Here is a 12175-nt window from a genome sequence, read left to right as displayed (position 1 = left end):
GGCCGGGCCGTCAGGTGGCGTCGGGATCCACCGCGGCCCGGCCCCTGGCACGCCTGCCGACCACGGCCGCGGCGGCGACCGCGCTGCCCGCGAAGGCCAGGGCGACGGTCCACGGCCGGTTGAGGACATGCCCGGTGACATGGTCGAGGGAGCAGCGGCCCGGCCCGATGAGGCCGATCGCGGCGGCGGTGAAGCCGAGGAACGCCGGGTACTCGTAACCGCCGCCCTGCGCGAAGAACCCGGCGGGCGCGTGGACGGCCACGGCCCCCGCCATCGCCCCGGCCGCCGCCGCGCCGGCGGCCGGGGTGGCGAGGCCGAGGGCCAGCAGCGCGCCGCCGCCCGCCTCGCCGAGCCCGGCGGCGACCGCGCTGTGCTTCGGCGGGTGGAATCCCATCGCCTCCATCGCGGCGGTGGTCCCCTCGATGCCCCCGCCGCCGAACCAGCCGGCCAGCTTCTGGGTGCCGTGCGCGGCCAGTACCGCACCGGTCCCCACGCGCAGGACGAGCAGGCCGAGGTCACGTCGGTCGAAGCAGGGCATGGGGTCTCCACGGGGGTTCGGGCCGGCGGACGCGGGCGGGCCGCGCGCCCGACCGGCCGGGACGGTCGTGGTTCCACTCTCCGTGGCGCGGGGCCCCGGCGGGCCGTGCTGCTGGGCCGTCCGGGCGACGGGCGCGGGTCCGGCGGTGAGACCCACGCCATTGTGCAACTTGTTGCATAGCGGCGTTCCGGTGGATTACAACTGGCGGAACCGACCGCGCGAGGAGCCGCCGCATGAGCCCGTACCCGAATCTGCTGAGCCCGCTCGACCTGGGGTTCACCACACTCCCCAACCGGGTCCTGATGGGCTCGATGCACATCGGCCTCGAAGAGGCGGAGAACGGCTTCGAGCGGATGGCCGCCTTCTACGCGGAGCGTGCCCGGGGCGGCGTCGGCCTGATGGTCACCGGCGGCATCGCCCCCGACGAACGGGGCTGCTCCTTCCCCGGCGGGGCCATGATGACCACCGAGGCCGAGGCCGAGCGGCACGCCCTGGTGACCTCGGCGGTCCACGCGGCGGGCGGCCGGATCGCCATGCAGATCCTGCACTTCGGCCGGTACGCGCACCACCCCGGGCTGGTGGCCCCCAGCGCGATCCAGGCTCCGATCAGCGCCTTCACTCCGCACGCCCTGACCGACGACGAGGTGGAGGAGACCGTCGAGGACTTCGTCGGGGCCGCCGTGCTCGCCCGCCGGGCCGGGTACGACGGGGTCGAGATCATGGGCTCCGAGGGCTATCTGATCAACGAGTTCATCGCGTCCGCCACCAACCACCGCACCGACCGCTGGGGCGGCTCGTACGAGAACCGCATCCGTTTCCCGGTCGAGATCGTGCGGCGGGTCCGGGAGCGGGTCGGTGCGGACTTCATCCTGATCTACCGGCTGTCGATGCTGGACCTGGTCCCGGGCGGCTCATCCCTGGAGGAGGTCGTGCACCTCGCCCGGGAGATCGAGGCGGCCGGCGCCACGATCATCAACACCGGCATCGGCTGGCACGAGGCCCGGATCCCCACCATCGCCACGTCGGTGCCGCGCGGCGCCTACACCTGGGTCACCGAGAAGGTGCGCGGCGCGGTCTCGGTGCCGGTGGTGACCAGCAACCGCATCAACACGCCGGAGGTCGCCGAGGAGGTCCTCGCCTCGGGCCGGGCGGACCTGGTGTCGATGGCACGGCCGTTCCTGGCCGATCCCGACTTCGTCGCGAAGGCGGCCGCCGGCCGCGCCGACGCGATCAACACCTGCATCGGCTGCAACCAGGCCTGCCTGGACCATGTCTTCAGTGGCAAGGTCACCTCCTGCCTGGTCAATCCGCGCGCCTGCCACGAGACCGAGCTCGTCCTCGCACCGACCCGCACGGTGAAGCGGGTGGCGGTCGTGGGCGCCGGGCCCGCCGGTCTCGCCTGCGCGGTCTCGGCGGCCGAACGCGGGCACACGGTGACGCTGTTCGACGCGGCCGAGGAGATCGGCGGCCAGCTGAACGTGGCGCGCCGGGTTCCCGGCAAGGAGGAGTTCGACGAGACGCTGCGCTACTTCACCACCCGCCTCCGCGAGGAGAAGGTGGAGCTCCGCCTCGGCGCACCGGTCACGGCCGAGGACCTGGACGGCTTCGACGAGGTGGTCCTGGCCACCGGAGTCACCCCGCGCTCCCCCGGCATCCCCGGCCAGGACCACCCCAGCGTGGTCGGCTACCTCGACGTGCTGCGCGACGGGGCGCCGGTCGGCGACCGCGTCGCGATCATCGGGGCGGGCGGTATCGGCTTCGACGTCGCCGAGTTCCTGACCGGCCCGAGCGAGGGGGCGGGCCGCGACGCGGAGGCGTTCTTCCGGCAGTGGGGCGTCGACACCGACTACCGCGAGCGGGGCGGACTCGGCACCCCGGAGCACCCGAGGAGCCCGCGCACCGTCCACCTGATCCAGCGCCGGACCGGCAAGGTCGGCGCGAACCTGGGGAAGACGACCGGCTGGATCCACCGCACCGAGCTGCGCCACCGCGGCGTCACGACGATCGCGGGGGCCGTCTACGACCGGATCGACGACGAGGGACTGCACCTCACCGTCGACGGCGAGCGGCACGTCCTGCCCGTCGACACGATCGTGCTCTGCACGGGCCAGGAACCGCGCCGCGACCTGTACGAGGAGCTGCGCGCCGCGGGCCGCACCGCTCATCTCGTCGGCGGCGCCGACGTGGCGGCCGAGCTGGACGCCAAGCGGGCGATCCACCAGGGCACGGAACTCGCGGCCGCGCTGTGACTCCTCGGTCCGGTGGGGCGGGGCGCTGCCCCCGCACCACCGGATCCGGCTCGCGCCCGGGTCCTCCTCGGCGCACGTGGCCCCCGGCTTCCCACCGCGCCGATGCCTCCGGCAGGAACTACGTTGGAATGAGAGCCCGAAACAGTCCGTCGGAGGAGTCGCGATGGCTCACGGAAGCGGCAAGGACAAGATCAAGGGCAAAGCCAAGGAAACCCTGGGCAAGTTGACGGGAGACCGTCGAAAGGAAGCCGAGGGAAAGGCCGAACAGGCAAAGGGCGCGATCAAGAAGAAGATGAGTGGCGGCCATGACCGCACCCCACCGACCGCTCCGTAGTCGTGCAGCACCACCATCGTTCCGCCGCGTGACCGGAGAAGTCCGACGGGCGGACATCACAGGACGGCCCGCGCGCCCCTCCGGGAAGTGCGGGCCGTTCGCGGCTCCGGCCCACCGACTCCTCGCTGCGGGGCTCGATCCAAGGGAGTGCCCGGAAAAGCGTGGGCCCCTCTCGCATTGACCCGCGAAGGCGCGGTCGACGGCACGAGCGTGGAACAGCGGAACGGGGATCCGCGCCCACCGGCTCCCCGACGCCTTTGAGAGGGTGAAGCACCCATGACCGAAGTCAACAGGCTGTTGCTCGCTGGGGCACTGGCAGGGGGTTACGTCCTGGGGCGGACCAAGAAGGGCCGCCTCGCGCTCACCGTCGCGTCCTACGCGGCCGGCCGCCACTTCGGGGTCGAGCCGGTGAAGCTCGTGAGTGAGGGCGCGCGCAGGCTCGGCGAGATCCCCCAGGTCGCGGATCTGGGTGACCAGCTGCGGGGCGACCTGATGACCGCCGGCCGCGAAGCCGTTTCCGCGGCCGCCGGCCGCCGCCTCTCCTCGTTCGCGGACTCCCTCCACGAGCGGACTCTTGAGCTGGAAGGCCGCACCGAGGGGGAGGACGACGAGGAAGAAGAAGAGGACCGGGACGACGAGGATGACATCGCCCGGGACGAAGATGAGGACGAAGAGGAGGAACCGGACGAGGAACCCGCCCCCGAGGCCCGGAAGAGGAAGTCGCACACCAGCGGCACCTCGGGAAGGAAGTCGGAGGGGCGTGCGGCCGGAGCGGCCGGTCAGCGGAAGGCGGGCGGCCGCACGCGGGGCGCGGCGGAGAAGACCGCGCCGTCCAGGAAGCCCGCGGCCAAACGGAAGACTGCCGGGAGGGCCGCGCCGGGGAAGAGGGCTTCTGCGGAGAAGACCCCACCCCACGCCGAGCGCCGGAGGTGACGAGTCATGGCACAGCGGCACGAAGAAACCCTGGATTCGGGCTTCGACCGGTTCCGCGACGAACTGGCGGACTACCTGGCCGCTCGCGTCGGAGACCTGGCGGAGAAGGCGGGAGACAAGCTGTTCGACGTGACCGACCAGCTCACCGAGGTCGGCAAGCACGGCGGTTCGCTGTCCCGGGTGGGTGCCGGACTCCTGGCGGGCAAGTCCCCCGTCAAAACCGTCCTCTCCGAAACGGCGAAGAGCGTCAAGGACACGGTCATGGACAAGGCGGGCGGCCTTCTCGGCGGCAAGGGGAGTTCCTCGGGGGACGCCAAGGTCACCAACATCGTCGAGGTGATCGATGTGGGAGTCCCGCTGCGCACCGCTTACGACCACTGGACCCGTTACGAGAAGTTCAGCAGCTTCACCAAGGGCGTGCGCAGCGTCTCGGCAGCCGACGAGACCACGAGCGACTGGAAGGCGAAGGTCGGCCCCTCGACCCGCGGCTGGAAGGCGACCGTCCAGGAACAGATACCGGACGAACGCATCGTCTGGACGTCGGACGGCGCCAAGGGCACGACGCGGGGCGCCGTGAGCTTCCACGAACTGGCTCCCGGCCTGACACGCATCGTGCTGGTCGTCGAGTACTACGCGTCGGGATTCTTCGAGAAGACGGGCAACCTCTGGCGCGCCCAGGGCCGCAGGCTGCGGCTGGACCTCAAGCACTTCCAGCGTCACGTCACTCTCACCGACGAGGAGCCCGACGGCTGGCGCGGTGAGATCCGTGACGGCGAGGTCGTACGAACCCACGAGGAAGCCGTCGAGGACGAGGAAGCCGAGCGGGACCGCGAAGCGGAGCAGGCGGACGAGCCGACGGACGAGAGCGAGGAGGACGAGCCGGACGAGGCCTGGGAGGACGACGCGGAGGAGCCTGCGGACGAGGAAGAAGAGGAAGAGGAAGAGCCTGCGGACGAGGAGGACGAGGAGGAGGACAAGGGGTCGGCCTGAGCGGCGTGACCACCCATCCTCACTCGCTGCTGGGGGGCAACAGGGTGCCCAGCGGACCGAGGTCCAGGTTGAGGTCGCTCATCGAGAGGTCGTACCGGGCACAGAGTTCGGTCATACGGTCGTGCAGGATCATCAGCGTCGCGCCCAGTCGCTCCTCCTGTTCGGCCGTGAGGTCTCCCGCGTCGACCCGGTGCAGGGCCTGACGTTCCATGAGCTGCCGCAGCAACTCGACCACGGTGAGCACCAGTTTCATCAGATCGCGTTCGACCGTGTCGGGATCCGTGGTCACCCTGCGGGCCGGCCGGCGGGTGGCGCGGTGCGGTGGATCCTCCCGCGGAGGCAGGGACCTGAGGGCGCGGTCGGCGGCCTCGGCGACTTCGGCGACGCGGTCGTGCGGCCGCCCCTCTTCACCCGTCATCGTCCACTCCCGGCGATGCGGCGGCGGATCCCCACGGTACGGGGTTCCGCTCGCTGACGGACACGATCAGTGAGCGCAGGGAGATGCGCACCAGGTCGACATCGGCGATCGACAACACGATGTCCCCCGTGAGGACGGCGCCTCCGGTGAGGAGCCGGTCCAGCAAGTCGATCAGCGCCACCTGCCGGTCCGGGAGCGGTGCGTCCGACGGCACGGACAGGCCGCCCATGGACGTCATGGCGCCACTCCCGGTCCGTCCTGCGGCACGTCGGGAGCCGTCGCGAACGAGTACGGGGCCCACGGGCCCGTGATCTCGACGCGTACCCCCTCGAACCCCTCGGCCGCCCGACCCACCTGGGCCCGGAACTCGTCGGTGCATCGTGCCGGGACCAGATAGGCGTCGTTACTGACGTTCTGTCCCGTCCCCGGTGCGATCCCGCCCTGCTGCGGCCGGTGTCTGGCCCGCCCCACCGCGTAGGGCCGCGCGGCGGATTCGATGCGTTCGACGACTTGGCCGGCGCGGCGGTAGGCGCCCTCGCGGGCGTTCCGCTGGACTCTGCGACGGCTCAGGTAGGCCCGTCCGGGCCCCGTTGCCTCGGCGTCGGGACGTCCTTCCGGATCCTCCGGCGCCTGGTCGTCGACATAGACCTTGACGCCCCATTCGGCTCGGGAGGCCAGGGCGTCGAGCCGGGATCCGAACGCGTCGCGGCCGTCCCGGAGGACGGAACGCACGCGCTCGTCGTCGCGATACAGCGTGACCAGCCGCAACGGCAGGACGGTGGTGTGTCCAGCAAGTGCCTCGACCACCCGGTGGTGGGCCCTGGCCGTGGACTCCAGCCAGTCCAGGTCCTCCAGTCGGAGCCGCAGAGCTTCCTCCCCGAACTCCTCTTCCGGCACCGGGCTGACGGCGATCACCAAGGTGTCGCGGTCCGTCGGGCGCACCAGGTGCACCGGCGCTCCGGAGACCCCCGAGAGACCGGTCAGCGCCTGCCCCAGCGCCCCGTCGTCGCGGGCGACCGCGTACGCGTAGCTGATGGCCGTGATCATGGCTCGTCCCGGTCATCGGTCCGGCGGCGCCGCGCTCGCCGTTCTGCCCGTTCCTGGCGGCGATCACCGTGGGGAACCTCCTCGGCGGACTCGTCCCGGCCGTCCTCCGTCAGCGGTTCGGCGCCCCGGCGCAGCGTCTCGATCTCGGCGCGCAGGCGTCTGTTCTCGTCGGAGAGCGAGCGGTATCCGTCATGGGCCCGGGAGGAGAGCGACGGGTCGTGCTCCCACCAGTCGATTCCCATCTCCTTCGCCTTGTCCACCGACGCGACCAGCAGACGCAGCTTGATGGTGAGCAGTTCGATGTCCAGGAGGTTGATCCGTATGTCGCCCGCGATAACGATCCCCTTGTCCAGGACCCGCTCCAGAATGTCCGCGAGGTTGGCCGAGCTTCCCTGGCCGTAGGGTCCGTACGGGGTGGACCGGGACGGCAGGTCTCCCAGCCTCCTGGCGACGGGTTCGGTCACAGCCGCTGCACCTCGTTTCCGCTGCTGACCCGGCGCGTCGGCGGACGCGCCGGCCGTGTCGGCCCTGCGAGGGAATGCCGGTCCGGCTCAGCCGGCACTCCGCGGGGGACGGGCCGCTCTGATCTCGTCCAGTCGGTCCAGGAGTTCGTCCTCCCGCCGGTCGAAGGTCTCCTCGTCGATCTCGCCCGACAGCAGCTGCTGTTCGAGGTCGGCGAGTGCGCGTTCGACCGGCCCGGGGTCGTAGTACTCGTCCTCCGCCGCCTGGACGACGCGTTCGATCACCCATGCGGCCCCGCGCACCGGGGCCAGGGGAAGCGTGACCAGTTGCGTGAGCAGTCCCATTCCTCGCCTCCTCGGCGAACCGCGCGGCTAGGGGGTGTCTGACAAATGCCTGCGGCGTCGCGGGGTCCGGCACGCACTCATTTATCAGACACCCCCTAGACGAAGCTGTACGCGGCCAGCGGCCCGCGCAGCCGCAGGTCGTAGTCGGGGCCGAGCTCTTCCGCGAGTTCTCGCTCCGTGGCGAGGAACGGCTTCTCCTTCTCCCGCTCCACCAGGAAGGACACGTTGAGGAAGTCGTCCCCCAGGGGCTGCGAGGTGTGTTCCTCCCGCGCGAAGCCGCGCAGCGATTCCACGATCGCTGCGGCTGTCCGGCCCTCGCGGGCCTGCACTTCGCCGGAGACCAACTCGCCCAGCATGACCGGAAGGTTCGGGGCGCCGTTGCCGCTCCTGATCTCGTCGTTGAGCCTGCGCGCCTCCTCGGACTCACTCAGGATCTGCCGCAGGAGCGCGTCCTCGTCCTGGCTCGCCTTCAGGTTGTACTCGACGCATCCCTCCAGCGCCCGCAGACGTTCGAGGAACCACTCGGCACGCTGCTCCAGCACCGTACGCACCGCGTCGTCGTCCGTCGTGACGAACCCGAACTGCAGAGGAAGGACCGTGCCGTCCTCCATCAGGTGCTCCTGGACGGCGTGGTGGGCGGCGAGATCGCGGCGTTTGGGCCGCAGGTCCTCCGGCGCGTCACCGACGACGGCGGACAGCTTCTCCGCGTGCACGGCGCGGAGCCTGGTGGGCGGGTCACCCACGCCGGGCACGTCGTCCAGGCGCTGCGGATGCGTCCTTTCGACCACTGCGTAGACGTACACGGCCATGGTTCATTCCTTCCGGCGCCGGGCAGTGGGCCGGCGCCTCGGCCGCTCCTGCCTCTCCTCGGTCTCTTCCACGCCCTCGTCGTCCTCGTCGCTCCCCCGGCCTCCTCTGAGGGCGTCGCCGACCATCTCGGCCGCGCCGCTCAGGGCGCCCTTCGTCTTGCCGCGGGAGCCGCTCTCGGTCACCTCTCCGACGACGTCGGTGAGTTGGGCGGGCGCCTTGCGCCCCGCCTCCAGGTCGAGGCGGTTGCACGCCTCCGCGAACCGGAGATACGTGTCCACGCTGGCCACGACGACGCGGGCGTCGATTTTCAGGATCTCGATGCCCACCAGTGAGACACGCGCGAAGACGTCGATGACCAGGCCACGGTCGAGCACCAGATCGAGGACGTCGTAGAGGCTGGCGGTGCCCCCGCCGCCCGTGGCGACGGTTCCCGCGCCTTGCGGCACCATAGTCATGGTGCCTCCCTTCAAAGGATGGCTTCGGCCCCGGGGACGTGCCGCCCGTTCCTCGGGTACGACGCGCCACGGGCCGACATGTCAACCGCCCCGGTCCACCCGGCCCCGGGTGTAGCGGCGGGTGCGCTCGTACGCCATCAGCTCGCCCTCGCCGTCCAGCAGGACGCGGTAGCTCGCCATGACGCTGGTGGTGGCGGGGACACGCTCCAGTTCCAGCACTTCGACGTCCGCCTGCCAACCGTCATCGGTCGGCTTGACCGCCGACACCGATTCCGGTGCCCGGCCCAGCAGATCCCTCAACTGATCGGCCGCGCGCCTCATGGCCTGCGGCGCGGACACACGGTCCCGCCGGTCACCGGCCTCTTCGGCCTCTTCGGCCGACCCGCTGTCCGAGGACCGCCGACGGCGCCGCTTCTCTTCTTCTTCGGCTGCGGCCATAGTCATCCTCCGAACGGGGAGACAACGTACTGTCCTCACCACAAAGCAGCGCTCATTTCATGATATAGGGCTTTTCCTCAACATTTCGGTGGGAACAGCTCCCGCAATTCGCTTCACGCAGGTGCGGGAAGCCTGCCGCCTTCCGGACGACGACGGCAGCGTGACGGCAGACCCTAGGATGCGCCCATGTCACTCCCCCACGCGATCCTCATCGCCCTCCTGGAGAAGCCGTCGTCGGGGCTGGAGCTGACCCGTCGGTTCGACCGTTCGATCGGCTACTTCTGGTCCGCCACGCATCAGCAGATCTACCGGGAGCTGGGAAAGCTGGAGCGGGCCGGGCAGATCCGGGAGCTGCCGGCACAGCGCCCCGCCCGGGGCCGGAAGAAGGAGTACGAGGTGCTGCCGGCGGGCCGCGCGGCCCTCACCGCCTGGGTGGCGCGCCAGGAGGACCCGAAGCAGGTCCGTGATCCGCTGCTGCTGCGCATGCGGGCGGCGGCGGTCGTCGGCGCACCCGGCCTGGACGCGGAGCTCCGCCGCCATCTCGGACTGCACCGCCGCCAGCTCGCGGAGTACCTGGAGATCGAGGAGCGGGACTTCCCGCCCGAGCGGGACTCCGAGGAGGACCGGCTGCGCCATCTCGTCCTGCGCGGCGGCATCGATCTGGAGAACTTCTGGATCGGTTGGCTGACCCGGGCCCTGGGCGAGGACGGGGATCCGGGCCCCGGCCGGCCGGACATTCCGTAGGGACGTGTCCCGCGTCCCTACGTGGCACACGGTCCCGGCCGGACGGGATCCCCGCTCAGGAGCGGGGAGAGTCGAGCGCCCCGAGGAACGTGCGCCAGGCGGGGCCGGAGACCGCGAGCGGTCGGCGGTCGGCGTCCTTGCTGTCGCGGACGAGCACCCCGTGGGTCCCTCCGTTCGCACGGGCCTCCACACACGCGTCCTCGAAGTCGCCGCTGTAGCTGCTCCTGTGCCATCCGGTGGGCGGGAGCGCCATGACCATGCCTCCTGACGGTGAGGGAAACGACCGGGGCACGGCCGCGGGCAGGGAAGTCTACGGAACATCGCACCCGATCGCACAGGTGCCGGTAGCACCGTTCCGGCCCGGCCGCCGACCTCCCGAAGACGGCCCGGAGCGCGGTGGCCGACCGTCCATCGCGCTCCCGTGCCGTCACTCGCCGGGGCCGACGCGGCTCTGCGGACGGGCACCGCGCACCGCGACGACACGCGCGGAGGGCGCCCCGTTCCGGGAATCCGGGTCAGGCCCCGCCCACCGGCGCCTGTTCCAGCTCCGGCAGCAGCCGGCCGTCCAGCGGCCCGGGGGCTCCCGCCACCACCCGCGACGGCGGTTCGGCGTCACGGGGCGCGTTCCGTGCCTGGGCCCGGCTGAGCAGTACGACGCCGCGCACCGCGGCCGCCGTACCGAGCAGGGCGAGGACCAGACTGACGGCCCCGCCCTGGAGGCGTTCGCCGAGCAGGGCCAGGCCGATGGCGGCGGCCGCCACCGGGTTGGCGAGCGTGACGACCGCCAGCGGCGCGCCCAGCCCGCCCCGGTAGGCGGTCTGGGAGAGGAGCAGCCCGCCCATCGCGAACGCGGAGACCAGCAGCGCGACGACGAGGAGTTCCCAGCTGAAGAGCGGACCGGTGCGGTCGGTGACCGAGACGGTCAGGGTCTGGGTGAGCGCGGAGGCCACTCCGGAGGTGATGCCGGAGGCCGCCGCGTGCCTGAGGCCGGGGCGGGCGCCCGGGCGGCTCAGCCCGGCGACGACGGCCATGGTGCCGGCGCCGACGGCCAGCGCCTCGGGCAGGCTGAGGACCTCGTGCGGGGCGCTGCCGCCCGCCGTCAGCAGCAGGGCGCCGAGCCCGAGGAGGGTGAGGACGGTGCCGCGCCATTCGATCCGGCTGACCCGCCGCCCGGCGGCCCGCGCGCCGAGCGGGACGGCGGCGACGAGGGTGAGCGCGCCGAGGGGCTGCACGAGCGTGAGCGGACCGTACTTGAGCGCCGCGACGTGCAGCAGCGCCCCGCCCGCGTTCAGTGCGACCGCCGACCACCATGCGCCCCGGCCGAGCAGCCGCAGCAGCCCGGTACCCGGTTCGGTGCGTCCGGCGAGCCGGGCCTGCGCCACCGCGGCCGAGGCGTAGGCGCCGGCGGAGACCAGGGACAGCGCGACGGCGATCAGGGTGGCGTTCATCGCGGGGCTCCGGACGAGGCGTATCCGGTGGCGGGCCGCGCCCCGGTGCGGCCGACCGCCGCGGACGGCCAGGGAGGAGGGGCCGGTACGGGTTCCGCGCGCGGCAGCCGCAGTGCAGCGAGGGCCAGGGCGAGCAGCGCGGTGACCACGATCGAGTCGAGCCAGTAGTGGTTGGCGGTGCCCACTATCACCAGCAGGGTGAGGAGCGGGTGCAGCAGCCACAGCCAGCGCCACCGGGTCCGGGTCGCCACGATCAGCCCGACGGCGACCATGACGGACCAGCCGAAGTGCAGCGAGGGCATCGCGGCGAACTGGTTCGCCATCGAGTCGGTCGCCGGGGTGTCCCCGTACACCGTCGGTCCGTAGACCTGGCCGGTGTCGACGAGCCCGGCGGCGGCCAGCATGCGGGGCGGGGCGAGCGGGAAGAGCAGGTGGAGGACGAGCGCCGCGCCGGTGAGGGCGGCGAGGACGCGGCGCGACCAGACGTAGTGGCGCGGGCGGCGCCAGTACAGCCAGGCCAGGAAGAGCAGCGTGGCCGGGAAGTGCACGGTCGCGTAGTAGGTGTTCGCGAGGTGGATCAGCGTCTCGTTGTGCAGCAGCAGGTTCTGCACCAAGCCCTCGCCGGGCAGGTGCACGGAGCGTTCGAGGTCCCAGACGTTTCCGGCGTTGCGGAACGCCTCGTCCACATGTCCGTTGGCGGCCTGTCGGCCGAGCTTGTAGACGACGAAGAGTCCCACGACCAGAAGCAGCTCGCGGACGAGGGGCGGTCGGGCAGAACTGTCCGGCTCCCGATCTGCTGGTTCGCTACCGGCGTCGATCACCCGGTGCCCCTTTGCTGACGAAGCGTTGGTACGGCGGCGTGGTCTGGACCACGCCATATCGATACGCCAGTGTACCGATACGTTGGCGTATCGGTACACGCGCGTATCGGTACACTGACGTATCGAAGAACCTCGCCGCAGCTT

17 protein-coding genes are annotated in these 12175 nt (G+C 71.6%); 5 read left to right on the top strand and 12 right to left on the bottom strand.

Going from position 1 to position 12175, the window contains the following annotated elements; translation table 11 throughout:
- Positions 1 to 10 precede the first annotated feature (10 nt).
- Positions 11 to 538 (bottom strand): DoxX family membrane protein, encoded by a 528-nt coding sequence (locus ACF08W_RS30630; protein WP_352274498.1) that lies wholly within the window; start codon positions 536 to 538, stop codon positions 11 to 13.
- A 233-nt stretch (positions 539 to 771) separates the two neighbouring features.
- Here ACF08W_RS30630 and ACF08W_RS30625 point away from each other — a divergent pair, with 233 nt between their 5' ends.
- The 4 genes from ACF08W_RS30625 (at position 772) to ACF08W_RS30610 (ending at position 5044) form a co-directional block, all read left to right on the top strand.
- Positions 772 to 2787 (top strand): FAD-dependent oxidoreductase, encoded by a 2016-nt coding sequence (locus ACF08W_RS30625; RefSeq protein WP_385213398.1) that lies wholly within the window; start codon positions 772 to 774, stop codon positions 2785 to 2787.
- 163 nt (positions 2788 to 2950) lie between these two features.
- Positions 2951 to 3121 (top strand): CsbD family protein, encoded by a 171-nt coding sequence (locus tag ACF08W_RS30620; protein ID WP_385213401.1) that lies wholly within the window; start codon positions 2951 to 2953, stop codon positions 3119 to 3121.
- 276 nt (positions 3122 to 3397) lie between these two features.
- On the top strand, positions 3398 to 4054 hold the full coding sequence (locus ACF08W_RS30615; RefSeq protein WP_392281259.1) for a histone protein: 657 nt from the start codon (positions 3398 to 3400) through the stop codon (positions 4052 to 4054).
- Positions 4055 to 4060: 6 nt separating this feature from the next.
- Entirely contained in the window at positions 4061 to 5044 is a 984-nt protein-coding gene (locus tag ACF08W_RS30610) for an SRPBCC family protein (RefSeq protein ID WP_392281258.1), read from the top strand.
- A 19-nt stretch (positions 5045 to 5063) separates the two neighbouring features.
- Here the strand turns inward: ACF08W_RS30610 and ACF08W_RS30605 are convergent, their stop codons facing one another.
- The 8 genes from ACF08W_RS30605 to ACF08W_RS30570 form a co-directional block, all read right to left on the bottom strand.
- Complete coding sequence (locus tag ACF08W_RS30605; RefSeq protein ID WP_385213410.1) at positions 5064 to 5462, bottom strand: gas vesicle protein K; 399 nt, start codon at positions 5460 to 5462, stop codon at positions 5064 to 5066.
- Positions 5452 to 5700, bottom strand: a complete 249-nt coding sequence (locus tag ACF08W_RS30600; RefSeq protein WP_352274492.1) for a gas vesicle protein — start codon at positions 5698 to 5700, stop codon at positions 5452 to 5454. Before ACF08W_RS30600 ends, ACF08W_RS30605 begins: the two co-directional genes overlap by 11 nt.
- Entirely contained in the window at positions 5697 to 6509 is an 813-nt protein-coding gene (locus ACF08W_RS30595; RefSeq protein ID WP_385213413.1) for a GvpL/GvpF family gas vesicle protein, read from the bottom strand. The genes ACF08W_RS30600 and ACF08W_RS30595 overlap by 4 nt, the downstream gene beginning before the upstream one ends.
- Positions 6506 to 6973, bottom strand: a complete 468-nt coding sequence (locus tag ACF08W_RS30590) for a gas vesicle protein (RefSeq protein ID WP_392281257.1) — start codon at positions 6971 to 6973, stop codon at positions 6506 to 6508. Before ACF08W_RS30590 ends, ACF08W_RS30595 begins: the two co-directional genes overlap by 4 nt.
- A gap of 87 nt (positions 6974 to 7060) precedes the next feature.
- Positions 7061 to 7315: a gas vesicle protein GvpG gene (locus ACF08W_RS30585; RefSeq protein ID WP_352274489.1), complete on the bottom strand. Its 255-nt coding sequence runs from the start codon at positions 7313 to 7315 to the stop codon at positions 7061 to 7063.
- Positions 7316 to 7410: 95 nt separating this feature from the next.
- Positions 7411 to 8124: a GvpL/GvpF family gas vesicle protein gene (locus ACF08W_RS30580; RefSeq protein ID WP_392281256.1), complete on the bottom strand. Its 714-nt coding sequence runs from the start codon at positions 8122 to 8124 to the stop codon at positions 7411 to 7413.
- Between the two features lie 3 nt (positions 8125 to 8127).
- The gene (locus ACF08W_RS30575) at positions 8128 to 8580 is read right to left on the bottom strand and encodes a gas vesicle structural protein GvpA (protein ID WP_385213422.1); all 453 of its coding nucleotides are present in this window, start codon (positions 8578 to 8580) and stop codon (positions 8128 to 8130) included.
- Between the two features lie 81 nt (positions 8581 to 8661).
- Positions 8662 to 9018 (bottom strand): gas vesicle protein, encoded by a 357-nt coding sequence (locus ACF08W_RS30570; protein WP_392281255.1) that lies wholly within the window; start codon positions 9016 to 9018, stop codon positions 8662 to 8664.
- A 186-nt stretch (positions 9019 to 9204) separates the two neighbouring features.
- Here ACF08W_RS30570 and ACF08W_RS30565 point away from each other — a divergent pair, with 186 nt between their 5' ends.
- A complete protein-coding gene (locus ACF08W_RS30565; protein ID WP_392281254.1) occupies positions 9205 to 9762 on the top strand; it encodes a PadR family transcriptional regulator in 558 nt (185 codons plus the stop codon).
- A gap of 55 nt (positions 9763 to 9817) precedes the next feature.
- On the opposite strand, the gene ACF08W_RS30560 is transcribed toward ACF08W_RS30565, so the two are convergent.
- From ACF08W_RS30560 to ACF08W_RS30550, 3 genes are all read right to left on the bottom strand, one after another.
- A complete protein-coding gene (locus ACF08W_RS30560) occupies positions 9818 to 10015 on the bottom strand; it encodes a DUF397 domain-containing protein (protein ID WP_392281253.1) in 198 nt (65 codons plus the stop codon).
- Between the two features lie 262 nt (positions 10016 to 10277).
- Positions 10278 to 11210: a hypothetical protein gene (locus ACF08W_RS30555; protein ID WP_385213433.1), complete on the bottom strand. Its 933-nt coding sequence runs from the start codon at positions 11208 to 11210 to the stop codon at positions 10278 to 10280.
- On the bottom strand, positions 11207 to 12031 hold the full coding sequence (locus ACF08W_RS30550) for a phosphatase PAP2 family protein (protein ID WP_385213436.1): 825 nt from the start codon (positions 12029 to 12031) through the stop codon (positions 11207 to 11209). The genes ACF08W_RS30555 and ACF08W_RS30550 overlap by 4 nt, the downstream gene beginning before the upstream one ends.
- Between the last annotated feature and the right edge of the window lie 144 nt (positions 12032 to 12175).

This window comes from Streptomyces sp. NPDC015144, from assembly GCF_043079735.1.
Lineage (GTDB): Bacteria > Actinomycetota > Actinomycetes > Streptomycetales > Streptomycetaceae > Streptomyces.
This window is presented reverse-complemented; position numbering and strand designations above follow the sequence as displayed.